Origin of the sequence: Adhaeribacter aerolatus, from assembly GCF_007991635.1 — a bacterium.
GTDB lineage: Bacteria > Bacteroidota > Bacteroidia > Cytophagales > Hymenobacteraceae > Adhaeribacter > Adhaeribacter aerolatus.
On record NZ_BJYS01000032.1, the window covers coordinates 37,607 to 52,585 of the forward strand.

At 46.0% G+C, this 14,979-nt stretch carries 16 protein-coding genes; 6 read left to right on the forward strand and 10 right to left on the reverse strand.

The annotated features are described in order from the left end of the window. Nucleotides 1-41: 41 nt before the first annotated feature. Entirely contained in the window at nt 42-1,070 is a 1,029-nt protein-coding gene (locus AAE02nite_RS19320) for a formylglycine-generating enzyme family protein (protein WP_246151166.1), read from the reverse strand. Between the two features lie 237 nt (nt 1,071-1,307). Between AAE02nite_RS19320 and AAE02nite_RS19325 the strand changes: the two genes are divergently transcribed. Further along, nucleotides 1,308-2,261, forward strand: a complete 954-nt coding sequence (locus AAE02nite_RS19325; protein ID WP_146901672.1) for a sugar phosphate isomerase/epimerase family protein — start codon at nt 1,308-1,310, stop codon at nt 2,259-2,261. A 355-nt stretch (nt 2,262-2,616) separates the two neighbouring features. Here AAE02nite_RS19325 and AAE02nite_RS19330 read toward each other — a convergent pair whose 3' ends face one another. The 3 genes from AAE02nite_RS19330 to AAE02nite_RS19340 all read right to left on the reverse strand — a co-directional run bounded on the left by AAE02nite_RS19330 (nt 2,617) and on the right by AAE02nite_RS19340 (nt 3,735). Beyond that, the gene (locus tag AAE02nite_RS19330) at nt 2,617-2,862 is read right to left on the reverse strand and encodes a hypothetical protein (protein WP_146901675.1); all 246 of its coding nucleotides are present in this window, start codon (nt 2,860-2,862) and stop codon (nt 2,617-2,619) included. A gap of 45 nt (nt 2,863-2,907) precedes the next feature. Continuing rightward, entirely contained in the window at nt 2,908-3,168 is a 261-nt protein-coding gene (locus tag AAE02nite_RS19335) for a hypothetical protein (protein WP_146901678.1), read from the reverse strand. 162 nt (nt 3,169-3,330) lie between these two features. Then, complete coding sequence (locus AAE02nite_RS19340; RefSeq protein WP_146901681.1) at nt 3,331-3,735, reverse strand: Hsp20/alpha crystallin family protein; 405 nt, start codon at nt 3,733-3,735, stop codon at nt 3,331-3,333. Nucleotides 3,736-4,149: 414 nt separating this feature from the next. Here AAE02nite_RS19340 and AAE02nite_RS19345 point away from each other — a divergent pair, with 414 nt between their 5' ends. Continuing rightward, entirely contained in the window at nt 4,150-4,953 is an 804-nt protein-coding gene (locus AAE02nite_RS19345; protein WP_146901684.1) for a hypothetical protein, read from the forward strand. Nucleotides 4,954-5,118: 165 nt separating this feature from the next. Here the strand turns inward: AAE02nite_RS19345 and AAE02nite_RS19350 are convergent, their stop codons facing one another. Next, complete coding sequence (locus AAE02nite_RS19350; RefSeq protein WP_146901687.1) at nt 5,119-6,135, reverse strand: MBL fold metallo-hydrolase; 1,017 nt, start codon at nt 6,133-6,135, stop codon at nt 5,119-5,121. 115 nt (nt 6,136-6,250) lie between these two features. After that, nucleotides 6,251-7,216, reverse strand: coding sequence for a M28 family peptidase (locus AAE02nite_RS19355; protein WP_246151170.1), 966 nt, complete (start codon nt 7,214-7,216; stop codon nt 6,251-6,253). 210 nt (nt 7,217-7,426) lie between these two features. Here AAE02nite_RS19355 and AAE02nite_RS19360 point away from each other — a divergent pair, with 210 nt between their 5' ends. Next, complete coding sequence (locus AAE02nite_RS19360) at nt 7,427-8,218, forward strand: FRG domain-containing protein (RefSeq protein ID WP_146901689.1); 792 nt, start codon at nt 7,427-7,429, stop codon at nt 8,216-8,218. Nucleotides 8,219-8,458: 240 nt separating this feature from the next. On the opposite strand, the gene AAE02nite_RS19365 is transcribed toward AAE02nite_RS19360, so the two are convergent. Beyond that, on the reverse strand, nt 8,459-9,736 hold the full coding sequence (locus tag AAE02nite_RS19365) for an erythromycin esterase family protein (RefSeq protein ID WP_146901692.1): 1,278 nt from the start codon (nt 9,734-9,736) through the stop codon (nt 8,459-8,461). A gap of 170 nt (nt 9,737-9,906) precedes the next feature. On the opposite strand from AAE02nite_RS19365, the gene AAE02nite_RS19370 reads away from it, so the two are divergent. Continuing rightward, the gene (locus AAE02nite_RS19370) at nt 9,907-10,137 is read left to right on the forward strand and encodes a hypothetical protein (protein ID WP_146901695.1); all 231 of its coding nucleotides are present in this window, start codon (nt 9,907-9,909) and stop codon (nt 10,135-10,137) included. Between the two features lie 87 nt (nt 10,138-10,224). On the opposite strand, the gene AAE02nite_RS26390 is transcribed toward AAE02nite_RS19370, so the two are convergent. The 3 genes from AAE02nite_RS26390 to AAE02nite_RS19380 all read right to left on the reverse strand — a co-directional run bounded on the left by AAE02nite_RS26390 (nt 10,225) and on the right by AAE02nite_RS19380 (nt 11,946). Further along, complete coding sequence (locus AAE02nite_RS26390) at nt 10,225-10,371, reverse strand: hypothetical protein (protein ID WP_170252648.1); 147 nt, start codon at nt 10,369-10,371, stop codon at nt 10,225-10,227. 11 nt (nt 10,372-10,382) lie between these two features. Beyond that, nucleotides 10,383-10,829, reverse strand: coding sequence for a DUF6934 family protein (locus AAE02nite_RS19375; RefSeq protein WP_218033525.1), 447 nt, complete (start codon nt 10,827-10,829; stop codon nt 10,383-10,385). 118 nt (nt 10,830-10,947) lie between these two features. Further along, nucleotides 10,948-11,946 carry a hypothetical protein gene (locus tag AAE02nite_RS19380; RefSeq protein WP_246151171.1) on the reverse strand — a complete coding sequence of 333 codons (999 nt, stop codon included), beginning with the start codon at nt 11,944-11,946 and terminating at the stop codon, nt 10,948-10,950. A 175-nt stretch (nt 11,947-12,121) separates the two neighbouring features. Here AAE02nite_RS19380 and AAE02nite_RS19385 point away from each other — a divergent pair, with 175 nt between their 5' ends. Together AAE02nite_RS19385 and AAE02nite_RS19390 are read left to right on the forward strand one after the other, a co-directional pair. Further along, the gene (locus tag AAE02nite_RS19385) at nt 12,122-12,856 is read left to right on the forward strand and encodes an SIMPL domain-containing protein (protein WP_146901699.1); all 735 of its coding nucleotides are present in this window, start codon (nt 12,122-12,124) and stop codon (nt 12,854-12,856) included. Nucleotides 12,857-12,974: 118 nt separating this feature from the next. Next, the gene (locus AAE02nite_RS19390; RefSeq protein ID WP_146901702.1) at nt 12,975-14,705 is read left to right on the forward strand and encodes a M28 family metallopeptidase; all 1,731 of its coding nucleotides are present in this window, start codon (nt 12,975-12,977) and stop codon (nt 14,703-14,705) included. The last annotated feature ends 274 nt before the right edge of the window (nt 14,706-14,979 follow it).

Consider the following 14,979-nt stretch of genomic DNA (forward strand, 5'->3'; position numbering starts at 1 on the left):
TTTTAGTTTGGGTAATAATGAAATTTATGGTGGTGAATATTTTAAATATCTTTAATTGGCTCCGACCAGTATTTGGCTATTTCCTCTGGTGATGGTTGTTTCAAAGGCCGTACTACCCGGAACCCGATAAACGGGGCATCGGTAAACCACCATTGGCTTTTCGGCATTTGTGGGTCGCGTTGCTTCCAAACAGGCTTCGAAAATTGGCGGGCCGCACTGCGCAAAGCGTCAGGATCATCGTCCCAGGAGCCACCACGTAAGCTGTGGGGGTACAGTTTGGTAGGTTTCAGCCACGAATTGGTAGCCGTACCTTTGGCAAACTGGGCGTAATAATTAGGGTCGTACTGGTCCATGGTCCACTCGGCTACGTTACCGTGCATATCGTAGAGGCCCCAGGCATTTGGCTTTTTGCTACCTACTTTTTTGGTACCGGCCTGGCTATTGTTGTAGTGCCAGCCGTATTCATCTATTTTACTCGCGTCATCGCCGAAAGCAAAAGCCGTGGTAGAACCGGCGCGGCAGGCATATTCCCATTCGGCTTCGGTGGGCAGGCGGTAAAAATGGCCAGTTTTAGCGGTAAGCCACTTGCAATAAGTTAAGGCAGCAAACTGGGTCATGTTGATGGCCGGGAAACCATTTTTACCCATGCCAAAGGTCATATCGAGGTAAGGCGGACTGGGACGTGAAACGGCATCGGAACCGGTTTTACCGGTGGCCGACGAAGCACTCATCGATTGCTTTTCAAGTTCGCGGTACACAAATATTTCAAATTCGTCCCAGGTAACTTCGTGGGTGCCCATCCAGAAAGGCTCAATCTTTACTTTATGTTGCGGACCTTCGTCAGGTTTGCGTTTGGCTTCGGAGGCCGGGCTGCCCATCAGAAATTCGCCGCCGGCAATAGGCACCATCCCGAAAGAAACTTTGGTACCGGGTATTTGTTCGGTGTACTTTTCAAAACCAGGGGTATCGGTTTTAGAAGGGTCTTTAACCTGGGCGGCTACCAGCATAAAAAGCCCGATTATTGCTACAATTCCTTTTTTACCTTTACTTTGCCACCCGTTATTTACCATTATTTTATTTAAAAGCTTACTACTGATTTTACGCCAATTAAATCCGAAATTAAATAAATATTGTAAAAAACACAAAATGTTAACCGGTTTCTATTTCAGTTTTATTATATTTGAAATAAAGTAGGGTTTATAGGCGACAAAACTGTAACATTCAGGCTTTTATTGAATATTTTTAAAAGGGCATTCTCCTACCCAACTCTAAACATTACCTTATTAGTTCAATATATTATAAATTTTATGCACTCCAACCGACGTGATTTTTTAAAAAATTTGGGGCTGGCTGCCGCCAGTTACAGCTTTCTTTCTTCAATACCCGGTTTTTCGCTGGGCCAAGCCGAAGCAGCCGGTTTAGCCGAAGCCAGCACCCTGGCTAAAAAACCTTTCTTCCAGATTTCGCTGGCCGAGTGGTCGCTGCACAAAACGCTGTTTGCCGGCAAGCTCGATAACCTCGATTTTCCGCTGAAAGCCAAAAATGATTTTGGGATTACCATTGTGGAGTACGTGAGTCCTTTTTTTAAGAAACAGGAAAAAGACCCGAACTACCTGAAAGAACTAAAAAAGCGCACCGATGACAACGGCATTACCAACCACCTAATAATGGTTGACGGCGAAGGCAATTTAGGTGACACCGATGCGGCCAAACGGATGCAGGCGGTAGAAAACCATTACAAGTGGATAGATGCGGCAAAATATTTGGGCTGTAAAACCATTCGGGTAAACGCGGCGGGCCGCGGCACCGCCGAAGAAGTGCAGAAAGCTGCCATTGAGGGCCTGGGTAAGCTATCGGAATACGGCCAAAAAAACAAGATTAATGTAATTGTAGAAAACCACGGCGGTTATTCTTCTAATGGTGCCTGGCTGGCCGGCGTAATGAAAGGCGTTAATAACAAATATTGCGGTACGTTGCCCGACTTTGGTAATTTTAAAATTAGCGCCACCGAAAACTACGACCGGTACAAAGGCGTGCAGGAATTATTGCCTTACGCCAAAGGTATCAGTGCCAAGTCGCACGATTTTGACGCCAGCGGCAACGAAACCGGCACCGATTACCAGCGCATGTTTAAAATGATAAAAGCTGCCGGCTGGAAAGGCATTGTGGGCATCGAATACGAAGGTTCGCGCCTGGGTGAGGAAGAAGGAATCCGGGCTACCAAAGCCTTATTGGATCGCATACAACAGGAAATGGTTTAATAAAAATATATTAACCTGAATAAAGAAAGGCTGCCTCTAACCGAAGCAGCCTTTCTTTATTATTATCTTTTATAAGCTAATTTTTTAGTTGGTTATAACAGGCAAAGCACCATAAAATCTTATTTCTTTACCCCACAACTATCCATCAATAACCTGAATTTCCTAATTTCTTATTCACATAAGAATTTCCCAGACCCTCGCCTAAAAATATTTGAAAGTCCCGAAGGGACGCAATATCTCAGCGATAGGTGCAGCCCATCGAAATACTCCACAAAAGCCCTGAAAGGCGTAATAATTAATACCAGATATAGGATTTTGCCCTTTCAGGGCTGAGGTAAACTGACGCACCTTACACTCAAACCTCTTTTAACTGAATGGTATCGAGGTAGGGTTCCAGCGATGGTTTGCCGGAGAGCACCCGAATCAGCCCCACAGTGTGGTCGTTATGCAGATACCAGACTTCGACGTAAAATTTATAGAACCAGTAAAGCTCTATCTTGCACCAGCCCTTATACCGGTAATGAATATAATTGCCATGATTTTGCAAAACAGCTACTTGTTCGGGGGTGGTTAAAACTTTAAATTCTTCCTGTGCCAGCATTTCTCCCTGCTCTAAAATAAAAATGATGCTTGCACCTACGAGAATTTAATTCAAACAGATGCTAAAAATTTCGAAACGGTCGGAGGCAAAGCTCCAGTGTGAAGGCGACGGATGAATCTCTTCGCCGTCGGCGTCCAGGATAGTAACGGCAAAGCCTTCGCTATTATTTAAAGCTTCGGTATAATGCTTTACCTGATAGATGCGCCCTTCCTGAATCCATTCCTGGGGCTCAAAGGCCGGCAACGAGTCGTCGATGCACTGCGCATACACGGCCATGTATTTGGGAGGAAATATTAAATTAACCATGCTCTTAAAACTCCTATAAAAATATTTTTGTTCCGGGCCGGCCAGATAATCCGGCTAAAACAACGTACCAACGGGCAAATACTTTTGATTACCTATTTATAAAGTAAATAAAAAAGGGCCATTTATCATAGCCCCTTCTATCTATTTTTATTTAATGCCTTTTTATGACCGCTCAATACTAATAGTTTTCCGGTGGTTTAACCGGCCTTCGGCAAAAGGTAAGTTAATGTTTAATTTGCCGTTTTCAAAAACCGCGTAGATCTGTTCTACGTCTACGTGAAACGGTATCTGGATTACCTGGGCAAACAACGGAAAGTTTACGTTGGCCTGGTCGGTACCATTTTCATCTTTCTGCGGTAAAGTAGCATATACCATTAGCTTGTTGTATTCTACCTGTACCTGTATCAGTTCCGGACTAACAGACGGGGCCACCACGGTTACCACCATTTTATCCGGTTTATTCGAAACTTTAAACTGGGCCATACTCACGCCCCCGCTTAAAGTGTTCAGTTGGTCAATCTGCTGACCAAAGCTTTTTAATATTTTTTTATTTTTTATGATATACATCGTCTTTTCCCTTCTAGCTCTTATGCCTTTTTAAGAACAAATCTTATACCACAATGTAATAACGGCTGGTTTTTGCGGATACAAGCCAAATAATAAGACAAAATGACATTAATCTAATAGCCTTTCGCAAGAAAGCCACTTATAATAATTATACCGATTTGTTTTACAAACCGTTACACTAAACCACCATTCTCCCCTGCCCCACCAGAATAACATTATTGTCAGATGCTCTTAAATATTCTTCTTTCAGGAAAAATTAAAGGCCGGTTACGTGGGCAGGAGAATTTTCGATTTGGTTTTAATTTCCCGAGTGTCTGGTTAGTTCAGTTTATTTATCAACTCTCTTAAAGTTATTCCCGTAAAAAAGACAATCTTTTTAGAAGAAATATTTAACCTATTTAACAAAATACAACTATGGATTATAACAGAAGATATTCAGACGAAGATGATCAAAACCAACACCCCGACCGCAGGAACTTACCAGAAAACCAACGGGTAGGCAAAGATATTTACCGCAATCGCGGCGATCAGAATCCGGCCGACCAGTACCGGAGTGGACAGAGCTACCATAACCGCAACGAAGGTTTTGGACCGAATCAGACCCATTACGGTGCCCGCCCTGATAGCGCCTATCGCGATCCAAACCGCATTAATTACGGCGATAACCGGCAAAACCAGAACCGGTACCAGGACAGAAATCAGAATTATAATAAAAACCAGGACTGGAACCGGAACCAAAACCGGAATACGAACGACAATCAAAATTACCGAAGCCAGAACACCTACGGCGATCGTAACCAAAATTACTACAACAACCCGCCGGAAGGCGATCATGCCGGTACCCGGTTCTGGGGCGAGCGCGAAGGTTATAAGCAAGATGATTACCGTTATACCAGCGGCAACCGTGGCAACTGGGAAGCCCCCGGCATTGGCCGCAACGACCGGGATGAAAATGACCGGAACCGCTACCGGAAAGATTACCGCCCCGACCGCCACTACGATCAGGACCGGGACCGCGGTTTTTTTGACCGGATAGGCGATAGCATCAGCAATACCTGGAACCGCATGACCGGCGACGATGATGATAATTACCAGAATCGTGACCGTAATCAGCACAACCGCCCCTTTAACCGGGGCTACGAATCCGGGCCCCGCTGGGCCGACGAAGATGACCGCTATGACCGCGAACGGCGTAACCGCCGCCGCTACGATGACTAACTGGTAGTTTTTAGCAGAACCGACAGGCTAGTACCTAGACAGCTACCGTTGAATACCTGCCGGCACCGCAACCACCCCTTGGGTATTTATAGATTACCCAGTACTGATTAAAATAAAAAAGCCGGGTAAACCGGCTTTTTTATTTTAAGTATCTTGAGCGGATGCTTAGAATTTAGCAATACCGGATAGAAAACTCTTATCTATAAAATCGATGGTATTATTGCGGCGACGGATAGCTAAAACGGCCATACCGGCCAACGCCACCAATCCCACACCTACCATTATTTTAGGAACGGGGTCGGGCACCGGCGGCGGTAAAGATATTACTCCGCTCTCATCGGCTTCGGCGGCCTGATGGATGTAGCGCCCCTGGTGCGGCAACGCCCGTTGGTCGAACTCGCGGAATAAAAGGCCTAGTTGGTCTAATAATTCATCGCCGTACATGGGCAAGCCGTGGCCGGTTGCAGCCACCTTGGGCCGCAGCAGTAAGAGCCGCTCAATCGAACGTTTGGCGGCCTCCCAGTTAGGTGTGTAATAAGCCGGCGGGCCGTGCACTTCCTGTTTCTGGGTCATCACGGCCAGCATCGACTCCTGTTTCACGGTTACAAAGGCATCGCCGGCTACCAGCACACTATCGCTATCGCGAAAAAGAGATATATGCCCGGCCGTGTGGCCCGGCGTGTGCAGGTAAGTCCAGCCCGGCAAATGCGGTACGGTGCCGTCGTTTGGCAGCGCTTGCACGTGCCGGCTGATGTCGATTGGTTTATTCGGATAAATCCGCGACATAAAGGCCATGGCGCCGCCGCCTACCGTTGGGTCCGGGGGTGGATAAGCGGAGCGGCCCGTTAAATAAGGTAATTCGAGCAAATGAGCATAAACCGGCACATCCCATTCTTCCAGCAACTGGCGCAAAGCCCCTATATGGTCGAAATGGCCGTGGGTGAGGATAATTGCCCGGGGTTTGGTGCCTTTGCCGTACAATTTTTCGGCGGCCCGTTTAATCCGGCTGGCCGAACCAGCCAGGCCGGCATCTACCAGTACCCAATTGCCGTTCGTATCGGCCGGGTCGCTGATGAGATAAACATTTACCATTACTATTTGTAAACAACTAACGCCGGGGGCAACCGTCAGGAAGTCGTTGCGTTTGAGGTTCTGATAAATTGCTTTAGTGTGACTCTGCATATATTTTCTTTTACAGGTACATAAGAGGTCTGCATCTGTTATCGACGCATGTTAACTTAGAGTTACGCACAAATATGCTCTTTAGTTTATATTATATACGCTTCTTATAAAAACCTTATAAATGCACAATTGCCCAATAAACGCCTTTTACCACTTCGGCCATTTTAGAGAAATCCAGGGTATCAATTGTGTCGGATTCGAGGTGGTAGTGGGGGTTGCGGAAAAAAGCGGTATTGGTTATCATGGCGGCCGGGTAGTTGTAACGCCAGTAGTTCAGGTGGTCCGAAAAATCTACCCCTGGTACCGAGGCCGGCGCAGTTAAAGATTCTACGTCGATTTGGCTGCCCGCCTGCATGTATTTTTTCAGGTGCTTTACCAGATTGCCCTGCCCCATGTTGCCTACTACCGAAATAAAATTACCTTTATCGGGGTAAATAGCTTTTAAAGCCGCCGGGTACCGTTGCGAATTCTTTTTCTCGGAGTAATACCCAATCATTTCGAGGCAAACCATCCCTCTTAGTTTAACGCCTGCAGCGGCTAAAGATTTTGCGTGCACCGCACTGCCCATGTCGTCGGTTTTAAAATACGGGGGTTCTTCCAGGGCAAAGGCCACAAAATCGATCCGGTATCGCAGGTCCGGCTTTTGCTCGTGTACCATCCGTGCTATTTCCAACAAGCCGGCCACACCGCTGGCATTATCATCGGCGCCGGGCTGATCGCCGCATACATCGTAATGTGCCCCAACCACAATGCGCTCACCGGTTTCGGGGCCTACCGAAAGAATAATATTTTTATATTCCTGTGGCCCTACTTTAAAGGTTTGGTAAATTACCCGGTCAGATATCTTCCCGAACTGCTGGTAAATATAGGCGGCGCTTTTGTTTAGCGAAGCCACGTTAAAAGCATTGCGCGGCGGTGTAACTTGGGTCAGAAATTCTACATCGGCGTAAAGCCGGTCTTTGTTTACCGGTAGCAGCTCTTTAGCGGTCATGTTTTTATGATAGAAGTTTTTGTGGATATAAGTAGCCACCAGGACACCCACCCATGCCGTTAATATTAAGATCAGGAGTGCTTTATTCATACCGCATGTAGTAGCTTTGCTGGTGTCCGAGCCCACCGGCAATTGTCGTGGGTAACCTATAAAGCCATACGCATACCTTTATTTCTGTTTAAACTCCCGGCAGAATTACGTATAAACCTGCGGCTATTTTACGTACATATCACCGTTAAAAAGAGCAGTTGTTGCCGTATACTCAACAAACTTCTGAATCTATTATAAAAGAGCACCTTTATGGAGCTAGACAATGACATTGTGGTTCAATCCTGGGAAGAATTACAAAAAGCTTTATTCCATAACTCCTGGGACGAACGCATCAACCGCTTCCGGTCGCCGTATATTTACCGGGGTTTGGGCAGCAAAAAATACGACTTAAAAACCAGCCTGATCCGTTTGGGTGGTGATTATGGCAAGCTGGAACATCACTTACTCCGGAATTTTAAGAAATACGCCCACGAAGATGCCTCGCCGGGCAATTCTATCTGGAACTGGCTGGCGGTAGCCCAACACCATGGTTTGCCAACCCGACTCCTCGACTGGACTTATTCGCCGTACGTAGCCCTGCATTTTGCCACCGCCGATTTTAATAATTTTGACAAGGATGCTGCTATCTGGTGCATTAACTATGTAAAAACCAACAATTATATTCCGGAAATACTGCGGGAAACCATTTACGCCGAAGGCTCTAATGTGTTTACCCCCGAAATACTGGAACCGGTTTGTTCTTCTTTAAAAGAGCTGGGTACTTTTCAGGAAGATGATTTTGTGATTTTTCTGGAGCCGCCTTCGCTCGACGCCCGCATTGTGCACCAGTTTGCCTTGTTTTCGATGATGTCGAGTCCTCACGCGGTTTTAAACGATTGGCTGGCCGACCATACTAATTTATATTTCCGGATAATTATACCCGCCCGCCTGAAATGGGAAGTGCGCGATAAACTGGACCAGGCGAATATTACCGAACGCGTGCTGTTTCCGGGCCTGGCCGGCCTGAGCCAATGGCTCCGCCGCCATTATACCACTACCTGATTAGAATAAGTAAATAAGTGAATTTTAAAGAAATAAATATTTATGGAATTTTGAAGGTGTTATATTTCATAATTAAATGAGGTAAAACAGGTTTCTGGTCCAGATTAGTTTTGTGTGATATAAAAACAGTTTTAGGTTTTCCAGATTAGTGAGTAGTAAGATTCACTTACCTTCCATAAATAAAATCTAATTATTCCTTTATTCACTCATTCACTCCTTAACACACTTACTCATTCAATTCTACTCTGCCCAGGGATATAATTCCGGCGGTTGCGTATGGTCCTGGTGAATGGCCAAGGGATGCAGCGCCCGGGTAGTATCGATGTAAACAAAAGCATCGTAACGGCGCGGTATAATGGTGGGCACGTAGTTGCCAAATCGTTCCCGTCGCGGATGATACACCACGCCAATAGCCCGGTGGCCGATGGTTTTTTCCAGTTCTTTCAGGTGGCGAAGGTCCTTGGAGAAAATAAGTTTATCGTTGGCGCCTATTTCGTGGAGCATATATTCCCAGGTACCCGGCGGGGCGGGCGGCACTTCCATTTCTTCCATCTGTTCGCCCCACTCATCGGCGGCAATTACCGAACCTTTGTAAGAGCCAAATCCGACAATATACACGTTTTCTTCGCCGTATTGCTCGCGGGCTAATTGCCCGACGTTTACCATACCGGCGCGAGCCATATCGGTATACCGGGCATCACCCACGTGCGTATTATGTTCCCAAATAATGGCTTTTGAATCAGGCCCATGCAAATCCAGCAAGCGGGTCAGGGTTTCCATCATGTGGCGGTCGCGTACGTTCCAGGAATTGCCCCCACCCCGGACCATGGCCCGGTAATAGCGCTCCGCGTTAACGGCTACCAGCGCATTTTGTTCGGCATCAAAATCCGATTCGCGGGTAATACCGGCACCCAGGGCTTTGGTACGTAAGGTATGCAGCATCTCTATCACTTCGTCCTCGCAGTCCTGCGACACAAAGGCCACTGCCCGGGCATATTCCTGCGGGTCTTCGCTGTAGGGTTCAAAACACCGGAAAGCTTTGCGGGCGGCCGCTACGGCCGCGCCATCTTTTTTCTCTAAATAAGCCAGAATTTCCTGCAGCGAATCCCAGAGGCTGTAAACATCCAGTCCGTAAAAACCTACTTTCTCTTTTTCGGGTTTGCCGTTATTATGCTGTTTCAGCCAGTCGGCCAGGGCGGCTACTTCCCAGTTTCCCCACATCCAGGTTGGCCAGCGGTTGTAAGTTTGCAATACTTCCAAAGCCGTAGCATTATCTGTCTTGTGGCTTTTAATAAAATTATTTACCTCAAAACAATCCGGCCAGTCGCCTTCTACCGAAATAAAGTTAAAGCCTTTTTCCTGAATCAGGCGCTTGGAAATAGCCGTTCGCCAAGTATAATATTCGGAAGTGCCGTGCGAAGCTTCGCCCAATAACACAATGCGGGTATCGCCAATTTCCTGAGTTAATAAGTCTAAGTCATGGGCTCCTTGCAGGGGATAATGCGGAATATTTGCCATAATTTCTCTCTTTTGCTACCCTCTGTTTTTACGATAATTACCAAAGGAGTTTCGGTGCAACGCACAATTGTAAAAGAGAATATTTTAAATCCTATCCGTACTTTTCCCCGAACCAGCCGTAAAAGAATAATCCAAGAGTATTTTAAAAACACTTAAAGCACTTAAAAACAATGGAACCACAAGATAAAAACGATCAGGCCACCCAACGGGAAGCCGAAAACAACAGCACCGAAGGACTTAAAAATAAATCAGCAGACGAGCAGGCCAAATTTGCCCAGGGCGGTCAGCCGGCCGGCCATTCGCAAGGCGGCCAGGGTGGTAACCAGACCCCACACGGTGGTGAAAACCCCCGCCACGATAAGAATGATGAGTTAAGCGAATTTGCCCGCGAAGACAGCTAGGCAATATTTTTTATATTAAAGTGAAAAATCCTGTATAGAATTGTTTTTAACTATACAGGATTTTTTATGGGTTGTAAAGAACAAATATTATTTCTTTGGTAGCCCAACTGTTTTTAAAATTTCATTTGCATTATCCAGTTTCTCCTTAAACAGCACTTTTGCTTTGTAATTTTCAAGTGTCTTGTCGATGGTAATAATTGGGGTTTTAGCGTTATTTAATTTTTTTATATTCATGTCAGTATAAACTATTTCTTTTTACGTTTCACAAGAAAAGCGTCGTATGTAATTTCTTTTTCAAACACCTCCCATTGGTTTCCTTTTAATCCATATACTACAAAGTCCTTCTGAATTTCGATGAGATTATTTGTTATTCCCATTCGATATAGTCTTGTACGAATAATATTGCTGCCAGTAGCGTAAATCCAGGAATCAGGATATTTTTCGGTAAAAGCATAAACTGTTGCTGCAACCGTTGCTAATGCTTTCTGGCTATCACCATTATTGGTAATAATAGTGTCGTCAATTTCCCCGGTCCGCTCGTCTTTGTCACCAAAGCCAAGATTATAAAAATCTTTTAGGTTAGTCTCGCTGTACTGTATCAGTTTTTTTATTTGTCCTTGTGGCCCCTCACTAACAAACTCAAAAACCATTAATGTACTTTCTGCTTTGAGTTGGTATCTATCTAACTTCAATATTATGCCGCTATTCTAACAAAAATAGAAATTACTATGGATTGATCAATTATTAATTCTCAATATAAGCCAACTACCAGTATAATATTCGACTATACTCACAAAAAAATCATCTTATTCAAATAACCGGTGGAAAGCTAACAATATTCCGGAGAGCACCGGTTTCGTCGTATAGCATCGTCATGGGTTCCTGCGGATTTTTTAAAATCTGCTCACGGGTAATTTGCCATTTCTTCCACATTTCTTCCAGCACTTTGGCGTAAGCCGAGTTTTCCCAGGGGTTAAAAATATCCATGGTTATATCATCTATTAGAGTATCGTAAGTGAGGAAATCATCGGAAGGAGAAGCTTTGCGTTCAAAATATTCCGGAATAATATTCAGCAGATAGGCGGCATAATAAACGCGGGCGGTAAACTCAGCTACTTGTATCGGGTGCAACGGCTTGTCATTTATAGTATCGTAAACCCTTTGCAGGGCTTGTTGCAGCAAACCATTATCTAACAGGCAACAAATTAAAACCACCCGACCCATTTTAATGCTAAACATCATGGTGGTTAGTTCGTCGCGGTACTCAAAAGGTACAGTATCATCGGTTTCGGCTACTTCCAGCACAAACAAGCTGCACGGCGTAAAATCGTCGAAAACAATGGGTACCCGCAACGCCTGCAATAATTTATAAAAAGCCTGAAATTTGATAAACATTTTAGGATTTTCGCCTACAGCGTGTTCCGGCATTATCAGCGGATTTTTTTCATTCATCAGTTCCCGCACCAGTATCCCGTAAAATATTTTACTCAGCCACAGAAAAACATCTTTCTCGTCGAGGGCTTTAAACCCGGCCACCCCTTGGTCGTGTGCCGCTTCTACTTTGTCTTCCAGCGGCTGCAAGTGCTGCTCCCAGCAAACCGGGCAACACGGAATCGTCAGATCGGGATAGGTAATAATGCTTTTATCTAATAGTTGTAATTGCTTGTTGGTTAAGTTGTAACGCTGCTGCAGCCACCCCGGAAATACCGGTATGGTATCGGTGGCGCTGGTTGGCGTGCCGCATAAAAAACAAATATCAGACCCAAACTGCATCCGGTCGAAAGGATCATATAAAGTAAGAGAAATCATAGCCAGTATATTAATTCCTGCAAAGATAACTTATAACCGTTAAAGCTTACCAGTAACAAGGCCCACAAAAAATAAGCTGCTTCAGTTAAAATATTTAGGTATATTAACAGGTTGTATATAGAAATGGCATGATACTTGGATAAGCCGGGTTATAAATACTAAGGTCTTTACCCCTATGAAACGCCTCCTGTTGTACCCGATTCTTTTTTTAAGTTTATTCTCCGGTTTTGCCGTTTCGGCCCAAGCCCAGCTGCAAGCGCCGGCGGTTTTACCGCCCCTGGTAAATGTATCGGGCATAGGCGAAGTGAAGGTAGAGCCCAACGAAGTAATGCTGAATGTGGGCATTGATATCCGGAACAAAAGCTTGGAAGCGGCCCGTCAGGAAAGCGATAACAAAGTAAGAGAACTGCTTAATTACCTGAAAAAAGCCGGCATCGACCAGAAAGATATACAGGTTACGAATATAAGCGTGTACCCGCAGTACGTGGGCGAATACGGCCAGACCACGCCGGAATTTTACATGACCCAGCGGTCGGTATCGGTGCTGATTCGAAAAATTAACCGCTTCGACGAAATATTAACTGGTATTTATAACACCGGCGCCAACCGGGTAGAAGGCATCGAGTACCGTACTTCGGATTTACAAAAATACCGCGAACAGGCCAGGAAACTGGCGGTGCAGTCGGCGAAAGAAAAAGCCACGGTCCTGACGAAAGAACTGGGGGCCAAACCGGGCCGGGTTTATAGCATTACCGAATCCAGTTCGGAATATACGCCGCGGCCTTATGCCCGCCTCCAAATGGCCAATAAAATGATGGAATCGGCTGATATGGCTTCCGGCGGCCCTACTTTGGCAGTTGGCCAGATTTTGGTAAAAGCGGCCGTAGAAGTAAGTTTTGTAATAGAATAGTTGTTGTTTATTTAGTGTTTGTGTTGGAGCCGGCCCTTTGTTGGGGGCCGGCTTTTTTCGTTAGCTTAGGTCCGGATAAAAGTTTAAATTAGAGCCGTACCAAAACTATGAAACCCGAATGAAATATCTTTCTTATGCTTTTTTGCTCCTGGGGCTGCTCAGCGGCTGCAGCGAAAAAGCCCGTAAAACCGCTGAAACCCAAACCAACACCGCGACCACTACCGATACCATTGCCACTGCAGCCATTCAGCCCGCCTTGGCCAGTTTTAGCGCCGATTCTTTACTCGGCCACATTAAAATATTAGCTTCAGATGCTTTCGAGGGGCGCAGCCCCGGCACCCGGGGCGAAGACTCTACCGTGGCTTACCTGACCCGCCAGTTTACCCAAATGGGTTTAAAACCCGGCAACCCCGATGGCACCTATGTGCAGCAGGTACCCCTGGTAGGCTATATTGCCCAGCCCACCGCGTCGGTAACCATCGGCGGCAAAAAAACGAATCTGAATTTTCCATCGGAGTACGTGGCGGTAACCCGGCGGTTTGTACCGCAGGTGCAGGTAAATAATTCGGATATAGTGTTTGTGGGTTACGGCATTGTAGCGCCCGAGTACGGCTGGGACGATTACAAAGGCCTGGATGTAAAAGGCAAAACGATTGTGATGCTGGTTAACGATCCACCCATTCCTCATCCGCAGGATACCTCAAAACTCGACGACAGTATGTTTAAAGGCCGCGCCATGACCTATTACGGCCGCTGGACTTATAAATACGAAATAGCCTCCGAGAAAGGCGCCGCCGCTTGTATTATTATACACGAAACCGGTCCGGCCGGTTATCCTTACGAAGTTATTTCGGGCGGCTGGAGCCAGGAAAATTTCGATATTAAAAACCCGAGCAAAAACATGGACCGCGTGCCGGTGGAAGCCTGGATAACGGACACCAAAGCCAAAGAATTATTCCGGGCCAGCGGTAAAGACTTTAACGCCTTAAAAAAACAAGCTATCAATAAAAACTTTAAACCCGTACTGCTAGGGGCTCAGGCTAACTTTACCATCAACAATAAACTGCGCGATGTCCAGTCGAAAAATGTGATCGCTAAACTCGAAGGTTCCGACCCGGAACTGAAAGACGAGTACGTCATTTATTCTGCCCACTGGGATCACCTGGGCCGCGATTCGAAGTTACAGGGCGACCAGATTTTTAACGGCGCCTTAGACAATGCCTCCGGCACGGCCGGCCTACTCGAACTGGCCAAAGCTTATACCCGGCTGCCCGAGCCGCCCAAACGCTCTATCCTGTTTTTAGCGGTTACCGCCGAAGAGAAAGGTTTACTGGGCTCAAAATATTACGCCAATAACCCGCTTTACCCGCTAAATAAAACCCTGGCAAATATTAACATGGATGGCCTGAACCCCTACGGCCGCACCGAAGACGTCATTATTGTAGGTTACGGCAACTCTACTCTGGATGACGTGCTGGCCCGGGCTGCCGCCACCCAAAATCGCGAAATAGTACCGGAAGCTACCCCCGAGAAAGGCTCCTTCTATCGCTCCGACCATTTTGAATTTGCCAAGCAAGGCGTTCCGGCACTTTACGCCAAATCCGGGATAAGAGCCAGAAACCACGAGGCTAAATATTTACAGGAAAAAGCCGACATTTATACCGCTCAGAATTACCACAAAGTATCGGACGAGGTAAAACCCGACTGGGATTTTTCCGGGGCCGTAGAAGATTTGCAGCTTTATTTTAGAGTAGGTTACCAGGTAGCCCAGGGCAATAACTGGCCCGAATGGAAACCCGGCACTGAATTTAAAGAGCGTCGCGAGAAAATGCTGCAGCCCCAACAGTAACTGCAACAATAGATTAACTTTAAAAGATGAGCTTGGGACGTGGATTGGGCTCTTCTGCTGTAAGAACGAACTTTTTACCTATTTTTTCTAGGCTTTAAACCACTTAGTATAGAAGAGCATCCATATTTAAAGATATAAATCATCCTCTCCCCACCGGTCATTCCGCAGGAATCTTCTACCTAGAAGGCATTACAGGCAAATACCCGAATCGGTTAATTACTTGTTTTTCCAGCTCATGCAGAAGATTCTTAACAGAATGACATACAGGGAAAGT

Coding starts and splice junctions, on each gene's coding strand:
- AAE02nite_RS19320 (WP_246151166.1), bottom strand. CDS start 1,070: ATGGTAAATAACGGGTGGCAAAGTAAAGGTAAAAAAGGAATTGTAGCA.
- AAE02nite_RS19325 (WP_146901672.1), top strand. CDS start 1,308: ATGCACTCCAACCGACGTGATTTTTTAAAAAATTTGGGGCTGGCTGCC.
- AAE02nite_RS19330 (WP_146901675.1), bottom strand. CDS start 2,862: ATGCTGGCACAGGAAGAATTTAAAGTTTTAACCACCCCCGAACAAGTA.
- AAE02nite_RS19335 (WP_146901678.1), bottom strand. CDS start 3,168: ATGGTTAATTTAATATTTCCTCCCAAATACATGGCCGTGTATGCGCAG.
- AAE02nite_RS19340 (WP_146901681.1), bottom strand. CDS start 3,735: ATGTATATCATAAAAAATAAAAAAATATTAAAAAGCTTTGGTCAGCAG.
- AAE02nite_RS19345 (WP_146901684.1), top strand. CDS start 4,150: ATGGATTATAACAGAAGATATTCAGACGAAGATGATCAAAACCAACAC.
- AAE02nite_RS19350 (WP_146901687.1), bottom strand. CDS start 6,135: ATGCAGAGTCACACTAAAGCAATTTATCAGAACCTCAAACGCAACGAC.
- AAE02nite_RS19355 (WP_246151170.1), bottom strand. CDS start 7,216: ATGAATAAAGCACTCCTGATCTTAATATTAACGGCATGGGTGGGTGTC.
- AAE02nite_RS19360 (WP_146901689.1), top strand. CDS start 7,427: ATGGAGCTAGACAATGACATTGTGGTTCAATCCTGGGAAGAATTACAA.
- AAE02nite_RS19365 (WP_146901692.1), bottom strand. CDS start 9,736: ATGGCAAATATTCCGCATTATCCCCTGCAAGGAGCCCATGACTTAGAC.
- AAE02nite_RS19370 (WP_146901695.1), top strand. CDS start 9,907: ATGGAACCACAAGATAAAAACGATCAGGCCACCCAACGGGAAGCCGAA.
- AAE02nite_RS26390 (WP_170252648.1), bottom strand. CDS start 10,371: ATGAATATAAAAAAATTAAATAACGCTAAAACCCCAATTATTACCATC.
- AAE02nite_RS19380 (WP_246151171.1), bottom strand. CDS start 11,946: ATGATTTCTCTTACTTTATATGATCCTTTCGACCGGATGCAGTTTGGG.
- AAE02nite_RS19385 (WP_146901699.1), top strand. CDS start 12,122: ATGAAACGCCTCCTGTTGTACCCGATTCTTTTTTTAAGTTTATTCTCC.
- AAE02nite_RS19390 (WP_146901702.1), top strand. CDS start 12,975: ATGAAATATCTTTCTTATGCTTTTTTGCTCCTGGGGCTGCTCAGCGGC.